The sequence below is a fragment of the Blautia sp. OM07-19 genome, from assembly GCF_003481595.1.
Taxonomy (GTDB): domain Bacteria; phylum Bacillota; class Clostridia; order Lachnospirales; family Lachnospiraceae; genus Blautia_A; species Blautia_A intestinihominis.
Map to the genome: position 1 here is coordinate 1 of NZ_QULA01000005.1, position 19,430 is coordinate 19,430.

The 19,430-nt window shown below is 44.8% G+C and carries 21 protein-coding genes; 16 read left to right on the forward strand and 5 right to left on the reverse strand.

The annotated features are described in order from the left end of the window. The first annotated feature begins 390 nt into the window (after positions 1–390). The 4 genes from DXC01_RS05200 (at position 391) to DXC01_RS05215 (ending at position 2,600) form a co-directional block, all read left to right on the forward strand. On the forward strand, positions 391–798 hold the full coding sequence (locus DXC01_RS05200) for a DUF5300 family protein (protein WP_118698448.1): 408 nt from the start codon (positions 391–393) through the stop codon (positions 796–798). A gap of 120 nt (positions 799–918) precedes the next feature. After that, positions 919–1,623, forward strand: coding sequence for an HAD family hydrolase (locus tag DXC01_RS05205; RefSeq protein WP_118698449.1), 705 nt, complete (start codon positions 919–921; stop codon positions 1,621–1,623). 36 nt (positions 1,624–1,659) lie between these two features. Next, complete coding sequence (locus DXC01_RS05210) at positions 1,660–2,079, forward strand: SseB family protein (protein ID WP_022214110.1); 420 nt, start codon at positions 1,660–1,662, stop codon at positions 2,077–2,079. 62 nt (positions 2,080–2,141) lie between these two features. Then, on the forward strand, positions 2,142–2,600 hold the full coding sequence (locus DXC01_RS05215; protein ID WP_022214109.1) for a ferritin-like domain-containing protein: 459 nt from the start codon (positions 2,142–2,144) through the stop codon (positions 2,598–2,600). 62 nt (positions 2,601–2,662) lie between these two features. Here DXC01_RS05215 and DXC01_RS05220 read toward each other — a convergent pair whose 3' ends face one another. After that, entirely contained in the window at positions 2,663–3,625 is a 963-nt protein-coding gene (locus DXC01_RS05220) for an aldo/keto reductase (RefSeq protein WP_118698450.1), read from the reverse strand. Positions 3,626–3,845: 220 nt separating this feature from the next. Here DXC01_RS05220 and DXC01_RS05225 point away from each other — a divergent pair, with 220 nt between their 5' ends. The 6 genes from DXC01_RS05225 (at position 3,846) to DXC01_RS05250 (ending at position 9,645) form a co-directional block, all read left to right on the forward strand. Further along, on the forward strand, positions 3,846–4,709 hold the full coding sequence (locus tag DXC01_RS05225; protein ID WP_118698451.1) for a substrate-binding domain-containing protein: 864 nt from the start codon (positions 3,846–3,848) through the stop codon (positions 4,707–4,709). An 83-nt stretch (positions 4,710–4,792) separates the two neighbouring features. After that, positions 4,793–5,650 carry a phosphate ABC transporter permease subunit PstC gene (pstC, locus tag DXC01_RS05230; protein WP_022214106.1) on the forward strand — a complete coding sequence of 286 codons (858 nt, stop codon included), beginning with the start codon at positions 4,793–4,795 and terminating at the stop codon, positions 5,648–5,650. A gap of 31 nt (positions 5,651–5,681) precedes the next feature. Then, the gene (gene pstA / locus DXC01_RS05235; RefSeq protein ID WP_118698500.1) at positions 5,682–6,545 is read left to right on the forward strand and encodes a phosphate ABC transporter permease PstA; all 864 of its coding nucleotides are present in this window, start codon (positions 5,682–5,684) and stop codon (positions 6,543–6,545) included. Positions 6,546–6,551: 6 nt separating this feature from the next. Continuing rightward, the gene (gene pstB, locus DXC01_RS05240) at positions 6,552–7,310 is read left to right on the forward strand and encodes a phosphate ABC transporter ATP-binding protein PstB (RefSeq protein WP_118698452.1); all 759 of its coding nucleotides are present in this window, start codon (positions 6,552–6,554) and stop codon (positions 7,308–7,310) included. A gap of 2 nt (positions 7,311–7,312) precedes the next feature. Beyond that, positions 7,313–7,975, forward strand: a complete 663-nt coding sequence (phoU, locus tag DXC01_RS05245) for a phosphate signaling complex protein PhoU (protein ID WP_118698453.1) — start codon at positions 7,313–7,315, stop codon at positions 7,973–7,975. Then, a complete protein-coding gene (locus DXC01_RS05250) occupies positions 7,972–9,645 on the forward strand; it encodes a sensor histidine kinase (protein WP_118698454.1) in 1,674 nt (557 codons plus the stop codon). Before phoU ends, DXC01_RS05250 begins: the two co-directional genes overlap by 4 nt. A gap of 50 nt (positions 9,646–9,695) precedes the next feature. Here DXC01_RS05250 and DXC01_RS05255 read toward each other — a convergent pair whose 3' ends face one another. Continuing rightward, on the reverse strand, positions 9,696–9,884 hold the full coding sequence (locus DXC01_RS05255; RefSeq protein ID WP_022214101.1) for a hypothetical protein: 189 nt from the start codon (positions 9,882–9,884) through the stop codon (positions 9,696–9,698). Then, the gene (locus tag DXC01_RS05260; RefSeq protein ID WP_118251883.1) at positions 9,884–10,744 is read right to left on the reverse strand and encodes a class I SAM-dependent methyltransferase; all 861 of its coding nucleotides are present in this window, start codon (positions 10,742–10,744) and stop codon (positions 9,884–9,886) included. The genes DXC01_RS05255 and DXC01_RS05260 overlap by 1 nt, the downstream gene beginning before the upstream one ends. 317 nt (positions 10,745–11,061) lie before the next feature. On the opposite strand from DXC01_RS05260, the gene DXC01_RS05265 reads away from it, so the two are divergent. The 6 genes from DXC01_RS05265 (at position 11,062) to DXC01_RS05290 (ending at position 18,403) form a co-directional block, all read left to right on the forward strand. Continuing rightward, positions 11,062–12,351 (forward strand): transcriptional regulator, encoded by a 1,290-nt coding sequence (locus DXC01_RS05265; protein WP_022214099.1) that lies wholly within the window; start codon positions 11,062–11,064, stop codon positions 12,349–12,351. A 24-nt stretch (positions 12,352–12,375) separates the two neighbouring features. Next, positions 12,376–13,788, forward strand: coding sequence for a L,D-transpeptidase family protein (locus DXC01_RS05270; RefSeq protein WP_118698455.1), 1,413 nt, complete (start codon positions 12,376–12,378; stop codon positions 13,786–13,788). Positions 13,789–13,865: 77 nt separating this feature from the next. Further along, the gene (locus tag DXC01_RS05275; RefSeq protein WP_022214097.1) at positions 13,866–14,900 is read left to right on the forward strand and encodes a D-alanine--D-alanine ligase family protein; all 1,035 of its coding nucleotides are present in this window, start codon (positions 13,866–13,868) and stop codon (positions 14,898–14,900) included. Between the two features lie 13 nt (positions 14,901–14,913). Continuing rightward, entirely contained in the window at positions 14,914–16,284 is a 1,371-nt protein-coding gene (locus tag DXC01_RS05280) for a UDP-N-acetylmuramoyl-tripeptide--D-alanyl-D-alanine ligase (protein WP_118698456.1), read from the forward strand. A gap of 237 nt (positions 16,285–16,521) precedes the next feature. Then, entirely contained in the window at positions 16,522–17,142 is a 621-nt protein-coding gene (locus DXC01_RS05285; protein WP_118698457.1) for a hypothetical protein, read from the forward strand. A gap of 190 nt (positions 17,143–17,332) precedes the next feature. After that, on the forward strand, positions 17,333–18,403 hold the full coding sequence (locus DXC01_RS05290; RefSeq protein ID WP_022214094.1) for an acyltransferase: 1,071 nt from the start codon (positions 17,333–17,335) through the stop codon (positions 18,401–18,403). Positions 18,404–18,464: 61 nt separating this feature from the next. Here the strand turns inward: DXC01_RS05290 and DXC01_RS05295 are convergent, their stop codons facing one another. Then, complete coding sequence (locus DXC01_RS05295) at positions 18,465–18,731, reverse strand: hypothetical protein (RefSeq protein WP_022214093.1); 267 nt, start codon at positions 18,729–18,731, stop codon at positions 18,465–18,467. Between the two features lie 99 nt (positions 18,732–18,830). Next, complete coding sequence (locus DXC01_RS05300) at positions 18,831–19,334, reverse strand: DUF6548 family protein (protein WP_118251851.1); 504 nt, start codon at positions 19,332–19,334, stop codon at positions 18,831–18,833. Between the last annotated feature and the right edge of the window lie 96 nt (positions 19,335–19,430).

The window sequence follows — 19,430 nt, forward strand, 5'->3', positions numbered from 1 at the left end:
AAAAGGCGGTATCCCGCCAGATTTCAGATGCTCTGGTAACTTGTTGCCGAGTAGTTCACCATAAGGGAAATATAGTAAAAATGTAATGAAACTGGAAAGATACACAGGCCTGATTGTTCGTTCACAGTTGACGCTGTGAAGTATAACACTGCAATTTTCAGAAAACAATAGCATTTACTGAGGTTTGACGGACATTTTACAGAATCTTAAAAATACTTCATGTTTACGATTTTCTGTGATATTTGGTGTGGGATTTTGTCTATTTCGTGAATAGGAAAATGTTCTGTGAAGTGTTATGATAGTACATGTAGCATGTATAATGATTTTTTGATTCAATACAAGTATCAATAAAACAAAAAATTAAAATAATAGAAGGAAAGATGAGTATTCATGAAGAAAAATTCAAAGATTTTAGCATTACTTCTGGCAGTTGCATTCATTGCTTTCTGTACAGTAAGTACAAGGGAATCCAAGGTCGTTCAGGCATTTGACACAGAAGCATCTTATATCACGATCAAAAACAGTACAGCTTTTACCCTGGAAAATATACACGTAACCTACAATGGGGATAAAGAACTTGAGGTTGGAGACATCCGAACAAGCAGTTCAGAAACAGCAGAAATCCTTCCAGATGACAGACAGATCACAGAGGTAAAGATTTCAGGAGAGATCTTTAATGGAAGGAAATTCAGCGGTACATTCAGTGGACTTGTAAACAATGATACTCTTCTGACAGTAGATATGGACGAAGATTTTTCCCTGTTTGTAACATCCAATATTGATAATTTTGATTATTGATTTAGAAAGGAGCTGACGCTTCAACGATTAAAAAATCGTGAAGCGCCAGCTCTTTTTTTTCTTGGAAACATAGAGGATATATGTTATGGTAAATGTAAAAAAGTCAAGAGGAAAGACAATATGAACCATGAGATAAAAGTCCTCTTTCTGGACATTGACAATACGCTGCTGGATTTTGACGCGGGGGCTGCGTGGGGGATGGAGCAATGTTTTCAGAAGGCAGGACTGGAATACAGAACGGAAATGTTTTCTGTTTTTACAGAGGAAAATAACAAGATCTGGCAGAAGATTGAGCGTAGAGAACTGACAATGGATGATCTTTTTTATGTACGTTGGCAGGCGATCCTTGCACATCTTGGATTGCAGGCGGATGGTGTAGAGATGGAAAAAGAATTCCGCAGACTGCTTCATCTGACCGCCGTTCCGGTAGAAGGTGCGAAAGAAATTCTGGAATATCTATATAAAAAGGATTACTTCTTATGTGCCGCAAGTAATGGCCCTTATGATCAGCAGATCAACCGTCTCAGAAGCGCAGATATGCTCAGATATTTTTCTCATTGTTTTGTATCAGAAAAGATTGGTGCGGATAAACCGGGGAAGCAGTTTTTTGATGGATGCATGAAAGATTTTTCCGGAATTCATCCATCAGAATGTATGATGATCGGAGATTCTCTGACAGCAGATATTGCCGGTGGACAGGCATATGGAATGTCCACATGCTGGTTTGTGCACTCTGGGGATAAGTCCATGAATACGAGAGAGAATGGTGGAAAAGTGGCAGATCACATCATTTACAAACTGGAAGAATTAAAAAATATTTTGTAACTACCAGGTAATTATATAAAAAGAAGGAAAAGAAACATGAACAACAACACAGACAAAGGCTTACAGGGCAACGAAAAAATAGAAGAGGCAATTGCAGGGCTTCAAAAGGAAACCACGCAGGAGATGCTGGCGCATGCTCTTACCGTGATCCGCCGCCGAATGAAAGAAGGCGGCCAGCTCATCATCGCGGTAGAACCGCCAAAAGGCGACGACCAGATCCGCCTGGAAGCGATCAAAACAGATGATGGCAGAAACTGGTGGGCAGCATTTACCAGCTTTGAAGAAGAACTGAAAGGCGGCGGCAGCGTCAAATCCACATTTCTGACGGACATCGACAAATTGTTTGAGACCGCACTCCGGACTGATGGGATCGAAGGTGTGATCCTCAACCCATGGAACCGCACGATCATGCTGGATAAGCTTCTTATTAAAATTATCCTTGGAAAAAACGCATAAAATCTCCCATCACGGCAGATACTGTCATCGTATTGCAAAATGAAAGAGAGGAAGCAGATACGATGATATTAAAAGAAAAAGAACGCACAACGATCCAGGATCTACAGACACAGGAAAAAAGCTGTATTGAGAAATACGGAAGATATGCACAGCAGGCCAAAGATCCTGAACTGAAAAATCTTTTCCAGACGCTGCAGCAGAAGGAGAGAGAGCATTACGATTCACTGGAACGTGTACTGAACGGCGAAGTGCCGCAGTGCAACTGCAACGACAGTGACGGAAGAGATTACCAGCCAAAAGCAACCTACACAGCCATGAGTTCCCCGGAGGACAAACAGCAGGATGCTTTTCTGGCAACAGACTGTATTGCAACAGAGAAACTGGTATCAGGAGAATATAATTCAGAAGTTTTTGCTTTCGGTGACAGCGGCGTGCGTAAGCTGCTTGCTGATATCCAGGTAGAAGAACAGAATCACGCAGAAATGCTGTATAAGTACAAAACAGTAAACGGTATGGTCTGAAATAAAAGAACAGAGCCCGCAGTTCAGAAGAGAATGGAACTGCGGGCTTTCTTTCTATATTATTATACTTCCGGATAATATTCTTTAAGGAATGGAATAGAGAAGGTTTCCATTGCTTCCCTGAGGTCCTCTGCATTTCTCGGTCCATAGAGCGGCAGGCAGGTGAAATCACGGCAGGTGAGATAACCAAGGACTGCCTGTGTAAGAGAAATCTGGTATTCCTCCATCAGTCCGTGGAGCCCTTCAGCAGCCTTAAGATTCTCAGAAGTGTAGTATTCAGAATTTCTCACAGCATCAGCCCCGCCTGCATATAATTTGTGGAAAAATCCACTGCAAACGGACATATACGGCATAGCCAGATTCTGCGGATTTTCGACATGATATTGCTGCATTTCCTGATTCATGACAGCCAGGGTATCATCTGCGAGCGGACGCATGGAAGCAGAACCAATGTTGAACAGAGCTTCGTTTGCGACAAATCCACGATATCCTTTGGAAGCGGCGTAAGCATCTGCTTCTTTCATGCGGGCAGTGCTCCAGTTAGAGCATGCGTAGTAGCGGATTTTGCCTTCTTTGCGGAATTCTTCCATGATCTCGATCAGTTCTCCGGCAGGAATCGCCTCATTATCTCTGTGATAAAAATAAATATCAATATAATCTGTACCAAGTGCAGTAAGAGAAAGTTCCAGATCCTTACGCATATTTTCGGCAGAAATCCTGGAAGCGTGCATATCCGGGACAGAAGGAGTCATATCCGGATGACCGCCCTTGGAGAGAAGGACGATGTCGTGACGCTTTTCACTCTGGCGGAGCCACTGACCAAGGACACGTTCGCTGCGTCCGATCTCAGATGGGATCCAGTCAGAATATACACGGGCAGTATCGTAAACAGTACCGCCCATATCAAGAAAAGCATCAAAAATCCTGAAAGCATCCTCGCCATCCCATTTGATCCCGGCATTCACACATCCCATTCCCATAGGTGAAAGTTCAAGGTCTGTGTTCATAATCGTTATTTTTCTCATAATAATAAGTACCTTTCCTGTTATTTCATTAAAAGTAGAATCAGATATAGCTTCATTATAACGATATTTGAGATGCAGGTCAAAGATTTTTACCCGGAGCTTTTTACAAAGATTTTACAAGGTTACGATTTTGCATTTTACTTTGCGTTCATATAATTGCAGTTGTCAATGAGGAAAACAAAAAATTAAATAAAGCAAAATAAAGAGGAGATTTATTATTATGAAGAAAAAATTTCTCGCAATCGTAACAGCAGCACTTATTGGAACAACCGCATTTGCATCTGTAGCAAGCGCAGCAAGCGGAACAATTGATGTAATTTCCCGTGAAGACGGTTCAGGTACAAGAGGAGCATTTATCGAACTGTTTGGAATTGAAGAAAAACAGGGCGATGAAAAAGTAGATATGACAACAGAGGATGCAAGCATCACAAACAGCACTTCCGTTATGATGACAACAGTAGCTGGTGATGAGAATGCGATCGGATACATTTCCCTTGGTTCTCTGAATGACACAGTAAAAGCAGTCAAGATCGACGGTGCAGAAGCATCCGCAGAAAACGTTGCAAACGATACATACAAAGTATCCCGTCCGTTCAATATCATAACAACTGACAGCCTCAGCGATGCAGCTCAGGATTTCGAAAACTACATCATGAGCTCTGACGGACAGCAGATCGTAGAAGACAACGGATACATCAAAGTAGCAGATGATGCAGCAGCTTACGAGCAGAGCGAGGCAGAAGGTAAAGTTGTTGTAGCTGGTTCTTCTTCTGTAACACCGGTTATGGAAAAACTGAAAGAAGCATACGAAAAAGCAAACGGCGGAAAGATCACTGTAGAAGTACAGCAGAGCGATTCCACAACAGGTATCACATCCGCAGCAGAAGGAATCTGCGACATCGGTATGGCATCCCGTGACCTCAAAGATGAAGAGACAAGCGAAAACCTTACAGCAACTGAGATCGCAAGAGACGGTATCGCAGTTGTAGTAAACACTTCAAACGATATTGATGATCTGACCAGTGATCAGGTGAAATCCATCTTTACAGGTGAAACCACCACTTGGGAAGACCTGGCTAAGTAAGACAGAAGATACAGAGTGACAGAACAGAGGCTCGGTTTGCCGGGCTTCTTGTATGTTTATTTAGGAGAGAGGAAGAGTCCTGTATGAATAAATTTAAAGAACAGGCTATGAAAGTCGTATTTATGGTCGCAGCCTGTGCATCCGTTCTGGCAGTATTTCTGATCTGTCTGTTCCTGTTTGCGAACGGACTTCCTGCCATCGCAAAGATCGGACCAGTGAAGTTCCTTCTTGGAACAACCTGGAAACCATCCAACGATAAATTCGGAATTTTCCCGATGATCATCGCCAGCATTTATGTAACAGGCGGAGCAATCCTGATCGGTGTTCCGATCGCATTGTTTACATCCGTGTTCATGGCACGCTACTGTCCACAAAAAATTTACCGGCCGCTGAAATCAGGAATTGAACTGATGGCAGGTGTTCCATCCATCGTATATGGTTTCTTCGGTCTGGTACTGATGGTACCGCTGATCCGAAACACCTTCGGTGGAACAGGAACAAGCTGGCTGGCAGCGTCCCTTCTTCTGGCGATCATGATCCTTCCGACGATCATTGGACCTACAGAATCTGCACTCAGAAGTGTACCGGAAAGCTATTATGAAGGCTCCCTGGCACTGGGTGCAACAAAAGAAAGAAGCATCTTTATGGTCATGCTCCCGGCAGCAAAATCCGGTATTCTCGCAGCAGTTGTCCTTGGAATCGGACGTGCGATCGGTGAGACAATGGCGGTCATCATGGTAGCCGGAAACCAGGCAAGAATGCCTGCAGGACTGCTCAAAGGACTTCGAACAATGACTGCAAATATCGTAACAGAAATGGGTTATGCGACAGGCCTTCACAGAGAAGCACTGATCGCAACAGGAGTGGTACTTTTTGTATTCATTCTGATCATCAACCTGAGTCTTTCTCTGCTGAACAGGAGGTCAGAACATGCAAACTAATGCAGCAGCAATAGATCCGACGGTGGAAAATATGAAAAAAAGAAATCAGACATCAACAGCGGACCGTATCCGTTCCTACCTGCGTCATCCAGGCTCAGGAGTGCTTGCACTTCTCACTGTAGGAGCAGCAATCGTTACTTTTTCCGTGCTGATCTTCCTGGTGGCATACATCCTTGTCAAAGGTATTCCATATCTGACACCAAGCCTTTTCAGCCTGGAATATACTTCTGATAATGTTTCTCTGATGCCGTCTCTGATAAATACCTTTATCATGACTGCTTTATCCCTCGTGATTGCCGCACCGCTTGGAATCTTCGCAGCAATCTACCTGGTAGAATATGCAAAAAAAGGAAACAAACTGGTACAGATCATCCGTATCACAGCCGAGACACTTTCCGGTATTCCGTCTATCGTATTTGGTCTGTTTGGTATGCTGTTTTTTGTAACAGCACTCCACTGGGGAATGTCACTCCTGGCAGGCGCATGTACCCTGGTCATCATGGTGCTTCCACTTATCATGCGTACTTCTGAAGAAGCATTAAAAGCTGTTCCGGACTCCTACAGAGAGGCAAGTTTCGGACTTGGAGCAGGTAAACTCCGTACTATTTTTACGATCGTACTTCCTTCCGCAGTACCGGGAATCCTTGCCGGTATCATTCTTGCAATTGGACGTATCATTGGTGAAACAGCAGCACTCCTCTATACTTCAGGAACGGTTGCACAGGTTCCGAATCTGATGGGATCCGGACGTACACTGGCACTTCATATGTATGTACTTTCCAGCGAAGGTCTTCATATGAACCAGGCATCTGCGACAGCAGTTGTGATTCTCTTATTTGTACTGCTCATCAACGGTTTATCCGGTATGGTGGCAAAATGTATCGCGAAAGGATAACAGAAAATGAGTGATAATATTAAACTTTCAATCGAAGATATGAACCTTTTTTATGGAAAATTTCATGCGCTGAAAGACATCAATATGCATATTCCGGAAAAAGAAATTACTGCTTTTATCGGACCGAGTGGATGTGGTAAATCCACACTTCTGAAGTCTCTGAACCGTATGAATGACCTTGTAGAAGGATGTAAGATCACCGGAAGAGTAGAGCTTGACGGCGAAGATATCTACGGTGATATGGATGTCAATGTTCTCCGTAAAAGAGTCGGAATGGTATTCCAGAAGCCGAATCCGTTTCCGATGAGCATTTACGATAACATTGCATATGGACCGAGAACACACGGGATCCGTTCCAAGGCAAAACTGGATGAGATCGTTGAAAAATCTCTCCGTGACGCTGCAATCTGGGACGAAGTAAAAGACAGATTAAAGAAAAGTGCCCTCGGAATGTCCGGTGGACAGCAGCAGAGACTCTGCATTGCAAGAGCACTGGCAGTACAGCCGGAAGTCCTTTTGATGGATGAGCCGACCTCCGCACTCGACCCGATCTCCACATCCAAGATCGAGGAACTTGCAATGGAACTGAAGGGCGATTATACGATCGTGATCGTTACTCATAACATGCAGCAGGCAACTCGAATTTCTGACAAAACAGCTTTCTTCCTTCTGGGAGAAGTGGTAGAATTTAATGATACAGATACCTTGTTTTCTATGCCGAAGGATAAAAGAACCGAGGATTATATTACAGGGAGGTTTGGTTGATCATGACAACACATTTCGAACGGCAGCTTGAAGAACTTCATGTACAGATGATCACAATGGGAAGTCTCTGTGAGAAGGTGATCTCACTTTCAAACAGAGCGATCCGTGGCGAGAACTGTATCAGAGAGATCTTCGATACAGACAGAGAAATCGATACAAAAGAGCGAGAGATCGAGAATCACTGCATGCGTATTTTGCTTCACCAGCAGCCTGTGGCAAGAGATCTGCGAGAGGTTTCAGCAGCACTCAAAATGATCTCAGACATGGAGCGTATCGGAGACCAGGCGGCGGATATCGCTGATCTTTCTCAGTTTATCGAGACGAATCATGTGGAGGTTCCGGAACTGATCGGAAAGATGGCAGAAATGACTGTCCGCATGGTGACAGAAAGCGTCGATGCGTTTGTAAAAAAAGATCTGAAACTCTGCCGCAAAGTCATTGATGATGATGACCAGGTAGATGACGCTTTTAATCAGGTCAAGGAAGAACTGGCGACACTGATGTACCAGAACCTGGATGCAAAAGCAGGACTTGATCTCCTTATGACGGCCAAATATATGGAGCGTATCGGAGACCATGCGGTGAATATCGCAGAATGGGTTGAATATGCGATCACCGGCAGCCACAGAAACAATGAACATCAAATGGGAGGAAACCAGGCTTGACAAAAAAGATATTCAGATCAACTGTCCTGGCTTCAGCAATGATCCTGATACTGGGAAGTGCCTTTGTACTGGGCGTTTTGTATCAATATTTTGGAAAGCAGTTAGATGGGGAGCTCGAGAAAGAAGCTTCCTATCTGGCGTATGGGGTAGAACAAAGCGGCGTTGATTATCTGGAACAGATAAAGCAGAAAGACGCCCGTATTACCTATATGGATGCGTCAGGAACGGTACTTTATGACAGCCAGGCAGATGCATCTTCCATGGAAAACCACAACGATCGTAAAGAAGTTCAGGAAGCACTGGAAAATGGGAGCGGATATGCGGAACGAATGTCAAAGACACTGTCTGAAAAGACAGTTTATTATGCATTAAAGCTTACCAATGGTTCTGTCCTTCGTGTGGCAGGCACACAGTCTTCTGTCTTTGCACTGATGCTTCAGCTTGTTCCCCCGGTTCTTTGTATTGCAGTCATAATGTTGTTCCTTGCAGGATTCGCAGCGGCGCGTATGTCTGCAAATATCGTTAAACCGATCAACGAACTGGATCTGGATCACCCGGAAGAAAACCAGATCTATGAGGAAGTGGGTCCGCTCCTCAGCAGGATCCATAAGCAGAACCGCCAGATCCAGACACAGCTTGAAACGGCACGCCGAAACCAGGAAGAATTCCAGATCATCACCGAAAACATGCAGGAAGGACTGCTGGTCATTGATGCATATACGATCATTCTTTCTGGGAATTCCAGTGTATGGAGAATGTTCCAGGTACGGGAACCAAAGACAGGAGAAAGCGTTTATTCTCTTGACAGGAATGAGGATTTCCGCAAGGTGATCGAGGAAGTCCTGGGCGGTCGTCATGGCAGTGCGATGCTGCAGCTGGATGGCGAATATGTTCAGCTTATCGCCAATCCGGTATTCAGAGATACTAAAGTTGCAGGTGCAGTTCTGCTTCTTGTCAATGAAACCGAAAAGATGGAGAGGGAGAACCTGCGGAGAGAATTTTCTGCAAATGTATCACATGAACTCAAGACACCATTGACATCTATCTCTGGTTTTGCAGAGATCATAGAGGGCGGTCTGGTACAGGAAGAAGACATTCGGAAGTTTGCCGGAAGGATTTACCGGGAAGCACAGAGACTGATCCATCTTGTGGAAGATACCATCAAGATCTCACAGCTTGACGAGGGAGAAAACCCATATGAGTGGGAAAAAGTAGATGCATATGCCGTAGCAAAGAATGTCTGCGGAAACCTGAAAGAAATCGCAGCAAAGAAGAACGTACATCTCTTTATTGACGGCGAGAAACTGGTCTTCTGTACAGTTCGCCCGATACTGGAAGAAGTGATCTATAATTTGTGTGATAACGGAATCAAGTATAACAGAGATGACGGTACGGTAAGCATCCATCTGCAGGATCTTGGAGAAAGCGTAGAGATCCGCGTCAAAGACAACGGCATCGGAATCCCGAGAGAAGACCGCAGCAGAGTCTTCGAACGCTTCTATCGCGTAGACAAAAGCCACTCCAAATCCATCGGCGGCACTGGACTGGGCCTGTCGATCGTGAAACATGGCGTTACCTTCCTCGGCGGCACACTCAAGATGCTCAGCGAAGTTGGCAAAGGAACCGAGATCACCATGACCTTCCCGAAAGAACGCAAAACAAATTTATAAAAAACAGGAGATGCTGACGATCGATCATGTCAGCATCTCCTGTTGTGCTATTAGTAGCAATACGCGCCTTCGTAACGTCCACAGGCGTCTTTTTTGTGAGAAAGTTCTTTGCAGGAACTGCAGCGATCGCAGAATTCCTGCTCGTAACAGGTTGCACAGACACAGTTCCCACAACTGCTGCGGTCATAAGCCGGAGTACAGGTGTAGGGAAGAGCGTCCTTGGATTTTTCTTCCTTCATTATTTCGCCTCCCAGCGTCCGGAAGCACCACATGGAAGTACCAGTCCGTTGGAGGTTACCGGAAGTCCGATCTCCTGGGAGTCAACATGTCCGTCGAAGTCTTTCAGCTCGGTTGCCAGCATATAAGTCAGTACGGCAGGAGCCAGACCTGTGGTGTAGGAGTTGATGAGGAAAAATAGCGGGTTCGGGCTTAAAAGTTTCACGCAGAGCTTGATCAGAGGATGGATCGCCTCCTCGATCTTCCAGATCTCACCCTTCGGTCCACGTCCGTAGGACGGCGGGTCCATGATGATCGCATCGTAGTGATTGCCACGACGGATCTCACGCTCCACAAATTTCACACAGTCGTCCACCAGCCAGCGGATCGGTGCGTCAGAAAGTCCGGAAGCGGCAGCGTTTTCCTTCGCCCAGTTGACCATTCCTTTGGAAGCGTCTACGTGGGTAACCTGTGCACCGGCAGCAGCGGCAGCCAGAGTTGCACCGCCTGTGTAGGCAAAAAGGTTCAGCACTTTGATCGGACGGCCTGCATTACGGATCTTGTCACCAAACCAATCCCAGTTGACAGCCTGCTCCGGGAAAAGTCCGGTGTGTTTGAAACTGAACGGTTTCAGATGGAAAGTAAGATCTTTGTAATGGAGATCCCACTGCTGAGGGAGGTCAAAGAATTCCCATTCACCGCCGCCTTTTTTGCTTCTGTGGTAGTGGGCGTTCATGTTTTTCCATCCACGGCTTACCTTCGGAGTGTCCCAGATAACCTGCGGATCCGGACGGACCAGAGTATATTTACCCCAGCGTTCCAGCTTTTCTCCACAGGAAGTGTCAATTACTTCGTATTCTTTCCAGTCATTTGCAATCCACATATATATGATAACCTTTCTTTTATTACATTTAATAGAAACATTCAGGATATTCCTGCCTATTCAGTATAGGTGAAACAACGAAATTCTGCAAGTAAAACTGTGGCGTTTTGTGTATAAGCAGGGGACTTTATGCAGAATTCACACTTTATCACACTGATTCGAGAAAATTTTTTTTAAAATACAGGGGCAGCAGGGCTTGACAAGCGGGAATTTAGCATACTAAAATAGACGGGATAGTAATATTAGATATCAAAAGAAAAAAGAAATTTATATTATGCCGGTACAGGATTCTGGAAGCGGCACGAGGAGGACAAATTATGCAGAAGTACAGTGAAATGAGCAGAGAACAGCTTCTTGCTCTGAAGAAGGAACTGGATCAGCAGTATGCAGAGATCAAGGCACAGGGACTTGCCCTGGATATGTCTCGTGGTAAACCGGCGGCTGACCAGCTTGATCTTTCCATGGGATTGATGGATGTTCTGTCAAGCAGCGCAGACCTGAAATGCGAAACAGGTGTAGACTGCCGTAACTACGGTGTTATGGATGGTATCCCGGAAGCCAAACGCCTTCTTGGAGAAATCTCTGAAGTATCTCCGGAGAACATCATCATTTATGGTACTTCCAGTCTGAACGTTATGTTTGATACCGTAGCACGTTCCATGACTCATGGCGTTATGGGAAACACTCCATGGTGCAAACTTGACAAAGTAAAATTCCTCTGTCCTGTTCCGGGATATGACCGTCATTTCAAAGTTACAGAATTCTTCGGAATCGAGATGATCAATGTTCCGATGACTCCACAGGGTCCGGACATGGATATGGTTGAGAAACTTGTAAGCGAAGATCCTGCGATCAAAGGTATCTGGTGTGTTCCGAAATACTCCAACCCGCAGGGCTACACTTATTCAGAAGAAACAGTTAAGCGCTTTGCACGCCTGAAACCGGCAGCACCGGATTTCCGTATCTACTGGGACAATGCTTACAGCGTACATCATCTTTATGATGGAGAAGAGAAACAGGATTTCCTTCTTGAGATCCTGGAAGAATGTGCAAAAGCAGGCAATCCTGACATTGTTTACAAATTTACTTCCACATCCAAGATCAGCTTCCCGGGTTCCGGTATCGCAGCAGTAGCAGCATCCAAAGCAAACCTGGATGATTTCCGCAAATATATGACTGTTCAGACGATCGGACATGACAAACTGAACCAGCTTCGTCACGTAAGATTCTTCAAGAACCTGGACGGTGTTCATGCACACATGAGCAAACATGCAGCAATCCTTCGCCCGAAATTCGAGATGGTAGAGTCCACCCTTGAAAAAGAACTCGGCGGACTTGGAATCGGAAGCTGGACAACACCGAAGGGTGGATACTTCATTTCCTTCGAATCCATGGATGGCTGTGCCAAAGCAATCGTTGCCAAAGCAAAAGAAGCAGGCGTTGTCATGACAGGTGCAGGAGCAACTTATCCATATGGCAAAGACCCGAAAGACAGCAATATCCGTATTGCACCGTCCTTCCCGCCAATTGACGAACTTGCCAAAGCAGCAGAAGTATTCGTTGTCTGCGTCAAACTCGCAAGCGTAGAGAAACTTTTGGCTGAATAAGACAGGAGCTATAAAGGAGGCATCATGGCAGAAGAAAACACAGGGATGAGCAGAGAAAGAAAGATACTGGTAGGCTTCATTGTTGTGCTGTTTTTACTGACCATCGGTGCCTACTTTTTTGGAGTATATTATTTTACAGAACATTTCCTGCCGGGAACACAGGTAAACGGTTTTAACTGCTCTTACATGACACAGGAAGAAACAGAGAAACTTCTGGCAGAAGAAACCAGTGTATATATTCTGGCTATTCAGACCAGAGGAAACGGTCGGGAGAGTATTTCAGCAGATGAGATCGATCTGAAATATACTTCTGATGGAAGCGTGAACCGAATGCTCCATGAACAGAAGCGCTTTCAGTGGTTCCTCGCATTCAGCCAGCACAAATCCTGGGAGGTTCCATCATCTGTTACTTATGATCAGGACAAATTTGAGCAGGTCATCGATAGTCTGAACTGTATGAAGGACAATCAGGAACCTTACGATGCATACATAAAGCAAAATGATGACGGATTTGAGGTCGTACCGGAAGTAGAAGGAACAAAGATCGACAAAGAAAAATTGCAGAAAGACATTTCCAATGCAGTTACGACAGGAAGAACGCTGGTAGATCTTGATGTGGATGGCTGCTATGTAGATCCTGCAGTATATGGTGATGAACTGACAGAAGACTGCGAGCAGATGAATGAGCTTACTGATGTTGTGGTCACCTATGATTTCAGTGACCGCAAGGAAACGGTTGATCGTACCTTGATCAAGGAATGGCTCAGCCGTGATGAGGATGGAAATCTGATGCTGGATCACAGCGCAATTGCATCTTATGTTGGACAGCTGGCATCAAAATATGATACAGTGGGTATAGAGCGTTCTTTTTCAACTTATGACAACAGAGAGGTCACCGTATCCGGTGGCACTTATGGATGGCTGATCGACCAGCCGAAAGAAGCGGATGCTTTGTATCAGGCGATCATGGATAAGAAAACACAGGTGAGAGAGCCGGTATATGCACAGGAAGCGGCGAGCCGCGACACGAATGATATCGGATATTCTTATGTGGAAGTCAATCTTACTGACCGCAGGCTTGTACTTTACAAGAGTGGAAATCCTGTTGTAGATACCGGGATCGCGATCAGCAGCAGTACACCGGATGGAGTTTATTCGATCGAAGAAAAGAAAAACCAGCAGGCAGTTGGAAATATGACGGTGGATTGCTGGATGTCTTTTACAGATGATCTTGGAATCTATGGTGATCCGGGATTTGAACCTGGGACGGCAACGGAAAGTGAAGCAGACAGTTTTGGAAGTTCGTCAGAGACAGATTTCAGTTCAGATATGACGGACTGGAGCAGTACAGAGGGCTGTATTGTCCTGTCTGAAGAAGCGGCACGGGAGTTGTATCAGAACGTAGAAACCGGTATGCCGGTGGTTATTTATAAATAAGAACAGGTAAAATGCTGCAGAGATTCTGAAGTGAATTTTTGCAGCAGTTTTTGCTTTCCTTAAGGAGATGGAAGAATATGAAAATTGTTGTATTAGCAGGTGGAACCAGTACAGAAAGAGATGTTTCTATCGTATCAGGAACAGGAATCTGCCAGGCACTCAGACAGAAAGGACATCAGGCGATCCTGGTGGATGTATTCTGTGGCCTCGAAACCGTAAACTGGGAAGATCCGTTCCCGGCGGAATACGATGTCGAAAAAGCAGCAGAGTATATCAAGGGCTTTAATCCGCAGATGAAAGAATTAAAGAAAGCCCGCAGAGATTTCTTCGGGTCAAATGTCATCGAACTCTGCAAAAAAGCCGACTTTGTTTTTCTCGGACTTCACGGTGCAAACGGAGAGGACGGCAAGTTACAGGCAGCATTTGACCTGATGGGAATTCCTTATACCGGAACCGGATACTTAAGCAGTGCGATGGCAATGGACAAAGGCGTGACCAAAGCAATGTTCCAGATGAGAGGCGTAAGCACACCGGGCGGAAAAGCCATGAAGAAAAAAGACCGTCAGGACTCTCTTGCGGCACTTGGCATGGAATTTCCTGTAGTTGTCAAGACATGCTGCGGTGGTTCCAGCATCGGTGTCTATATCGTAGATAATCAGGAAGATTATGTCAAAGCACTGGATGAAGCTTTTGAATACGAAAACGAAGTTGTCATCGAAGAATTCATCAAGGGTGTGGAATACACAGTTGCGGTCGTTGACGGAACTGCCTACCCGGTAGTCCAGATCGTGCCGAAAGAAGGCTTTTACGATTACGAGAATAAATACAAACCAGGTGCAGTACAGGAAACCTGTCCGGCTCCGATCTCAGAGGAACTGACAAAACGCCTTCAGGAAGCAGCAGTGGACGGCTATCATGCACTGGAAATGGAAAGCTACGCAAGACTTGACTTCATCGTGACCGAAGACGAAAAGATCTACTGCCTGGAAGCCAACACCCTCCCGGGAATGACCCCGACCAGCCTGATCCCGCAGGAAGCAGCCGTTCTCGGAATGGATTACCCGACACTGTGTGAAGAACTGATCCGCGTTTCACAGAAAAAGTACAACTAAAGAGGAAATCGATATGAAAAATCTTACTATAAAGAATCTTACCGAAGTCTGCTCCGGTACATACCATGGTCCGGAAAACGTGATGGACAGGGAAGTTTCCTCCATCACTACAGACAGCCGCAAGATTGAAAAAGACAGCCTGTTTGTTCCAATCGTAGGAGAACGTGTAGATGCACACCGTTTTATCCCGGATGTCATGAGCAAGGGTGCGCTTGTCACACTTTCAGAGAGAGAACTGGAGAATGCAGATTTTCCATATATCCAGGTAGGATCTTCTCTTCAGGCAGTGAAGGATATCGCAGAATTTTATCTGAAACAGCTTCAGATCCCGGTTGTCGGGATCACCGGAAGTGTTGGCAAGACCAGCACAAAAGAAGTGATCGCTTCTGTACTTAAAGAAAAATACCGCACACTCAAGACACAGGGAAACTTTAATAATGAACTGGGTCTTCCGTTGACTGTTTTCCGCCTGAGAGATGAAGATCAGATCGCAGTTCTGGAAATGGGAATCAGTGATTTTGGCGAGATGGCCAGACTGACAAAGATCGCCAGACCGGATACCTGTGTGATCACAAATATCGGAACCTGCCATCTCGAAAATCTCGGAGACCGCGATGGTGTGCTCAAAGCCAAAACAGAGATCTTTAAGTCCATGAACCCGAAAGGACATATTGTTCTGAATGGTGATGACGATAAACTGGCGACAGTAAGTGAATACAATGGCGTCAAACCGGTATTTTTCGGACTCAATGCAGAGCGAGATGTATATGCGGATCAAATCGAGAGCAAAGGACTCAAGGGCGTTGCCTGCCGTATTCATCTTGGCGAGGATGCTTTTGATGTGCTTGTTCCGACACCGGGGATCCATATGGTCTACAATGCACTGGCAGCAGCTGCTGTAGGACGCATTTACGGGCTTTCCATCGAGGAGATCAAGAGAGGTATCGAAAGCCTGGAGACGATCCGCGGACGTTTCAAAATGATCGAGACAGACAAATTCCTGGTAGTGGATGACTGCTACAACGCAAACCCGATGTCCATGAAAGCTTCCCTTGATGTTCTTCACGACGGAGAAGGACGAAGAGTGGCGATCCTTGGAGATATGGGAGAACTTGGAGAAAATGAGATCGCGCTTCATGAAGAAGTCGGAACTCATGCAGCACAGTGCGGAATTGATGTCTGCATCTGTGTTGGTGCGCTTTCTGTGCATATGGCAGAAGCTGCACGCAAAGCAGATCAGGAATTTAAAGTAATTTATGAAGAGAGCCGGGAATCTCTCCTTGAGCATCTTGGAGATCTTGTCCAGGAGGGAGATACGATCCTTGTAAAAGCATCCCATTTCATGCAGTTTGAAGAGGTTGTCAAGGCACTGGAAGAAATGTAAATATCAGGTTATGAAAGATCCAGACAGAATATAAAACGACAGAAATTCCTCATGGGAGGTTGAATTATCACGAAAAGCAGATAAATCAGCCGTTCAGAGGAGTTTTTCGCATTTTCCAGGGAGAATTTGACGAACGATTTTTGTTTCCAGCAAGTTCATACGGGTGTAGAATGGGAATTAACAGCAGAAGAAAAGCCGAGAAGGTGTCGGAGAGATTGTAAAAGCAAGGAGGGGCTTATGCTGGAGCGAATCATGAACCTGCAGATACTGCTTTGCATCATGGCAGCCGCCGGAGCTTTCGGAGCGGTTGGCATGCTGGCAGTACACCTTACTTACAGAAGAACTCTGCGAAGAACAAATGCAGTCACAAGCCTTAAGGAAAAATGGCTGAACCTCTGGAAAACAAGAGATAAACTGCTGAACAAGATGAACTTTCTGGTCTGGCTGCCGTCGCTTCTGTCAACGTTGTGTCTGGGGCTTGCAATCCTGTTTGTGACAAAGCTCAAGTGGACAAGTGGGCTGCCGCTTAGGTATCTTTATCTGGGAACGGTGATCCCGGTTGCATTGATGATTCTGAGACAGGCTCTGGATTTTGCTTACCGGGAAGAGCTTGTGATGAATTCTCTGGCAGACTATATCCTTTCTGCACGGACCAAAAGAGAGGAGACAGTCACACCGCGAAAGGCGGAACCAGTCGCACCGCCGCCCAGGATGGACCCCGTTCTCCAGGAAGAGATGGTGGAGAAGATCACGGCAAGCATCCGCCAGACAGCGGCGACCGGAAGCCATTTCAGCAAAATGCTGAGCCCGGAGGAAGAGGAGATCATGCGTGAGATCATCCGGGAATTTATGGAATGACAGATCGTGGAAGAAATATTGCTTATAGGAAGGCAGTTCGTTTGTTATACTTTCAGAAGGATCTGAGAGTTACTGTGAACGGAGCGAACAGTAACATCTGAGAAACTTGAAATATGTAATTGTGAAGAAATAAGATAGTTGCGGATACACAAAATTAAGGAGAAATGGGGGACAGCCCCACGAAACAAAAATGAATAAAAAGAGAATTACATGGATAGAACTCCTGCGAATTGCAGCCTGCATCGGTGTGATCGGCATTCATGCCGGGTCACAGCATTTCCGGGATACACCACTGGATTCCAGTATATGGAGAATTTCGAATTTTTACCATGGAATCAACCGTTTTGCAGTGGCATCGTTTATCATGATCAGCGGAACGCTGTATCTGGATGGTAAGAGAAACTGGTCACTCAAGAAACTCTGGACCAGGAATATTTTTCAGATAGCAGTGGCGTATGTGTTCTGGCAGATTTTTTATGCGGTATACAGGATCGTAATGGCGGGGAAACCAGCGATAGGATCTGTATCGTTTTTTAAGAAAATACTGATCTATTGCAGTGAATCCTATTTCCATCTGTGGTATCTTCCTATGTTAGCAGGACTCCTGATAGTGACACCGCTTTTGTGGGAAATCGTAAACTGTGAACGAAGTAAGAAATGGGAAGAATATCTGATCCTGATGTTTCTGCTCATCAAGATCATACCATACACAGTAAACTGTTTTTCGTTCCCGCTGAAGGAATACGTCATGAATGTGATGCATACGGTTCAGCCGGGAATGGTCGTGGACTATGCAGGATATTTTATCCTGGGACATTACCTTTCACATTATGAGATTTCCAGGAAGCTGGAACGAACGATTTATATTCTGGGAATTTCACTGATCCTTGCGGCAATCCTGCTCAGTCAGTACATGTCACCGAGAGTGGGAAGAGAACTCCAGTCCTATTATGAAAACTTTACGCTTGCGGGATTTTTCTGGGGAAGTGCGATTTTCTTATTTTTCAAAAATCATGTGTCCAAAATACATTGGAGCGAGAAACAGGAAGAGATCATATGTCGGTTGGGAGGTTATACGTTCGGAATCTATCTGATCCATGCATTTTTCCGCGACATCCTGCACAGAGCTGGAATAGACAGCATGATGATCGGAAATACAGTGATTGCGATCCCGATAGTCATGGTGTGTATCTTTGGACTTAGCTGCCTTGCGGTAATACTTATCAAAAAAATACCGGTATTGGGTAAGTGGATTGTCTGATACGAAAAAATGCCGCTTGCAGCAAACTGTTATTATCAGTGAAGCTGTGAGCGGCACTTTTTTAATCTTCCTCGATCACCTGAATCTCCAGGTAATCAAATTCAATATGTTCAATAAAACTGTCCTGGCGGAACCGTGTTCTGGAATGGCGTTTGAAATCCGTGACATTGCTGTCCAGCCAGATCGGATTTTCCAGGTCAAAATCATAGCAGATCTCCTGCAGTGCACGGAAGATCTTGTGTGTCCTTGTATCTTCTGAGTCGTCATCAATGACGAGATCTTTCAGCATGTGGTTGTCTTTCCACAGTTTTCCCCATAAACGAAACATAGTGTTCCTACCTCCCTATCAAAACTGCCACAGGTGACAGAAATATTTGAGTGCTAAGTGATTTTAAGTATAATGGCTTTTAATATGCAAGTAAAGATGTTATAAGTTCATATTTATAAGTGAAAAAACGATTAAAATTATAATAATTATGCCAGCTATGATACTGATAACTGCCAGAGGTCCATGTGATGAACTGCCATTAGAAGTGTCAGGTAACTGAGTATGAAAGGAGTTATCTGAAGACTTTGGCGGAAAATAATAATTGTTATTGGCATAGGTTTTTCTTTGTTCTGCTTTTCTTAAATGTGAGAAAGGATCATTTTGATTTATGATTCGATCATAAAATGCATTTGTAAATTCCAAATCAGCTTCTGTGCTGAATGGAGCGTCTGAGATATCATGGGCTATTTGATTTCTGACCCAGCGGATATGCTTCAACATTTTATAATCTTTTTCCCAATTGGTAACTGTATACTGCGCCTGAGGAGTTTTATCCATTTGCTGAATATATTCACTAACACCATTTTGGCAGTTGAGAATATCTCTGCAAAGCCGGTCAAGACGTTTATAAGCTTCAAAAAAAGTATTATCTCTCTGATTCAAATTTATCCCCTGTTTTTTACATCAATAGTAGGTGTTTGCTAATGGCATTGTAGTTATCAGTTATTATTTTGTCAAGAATTTTTATATATCTTCTTG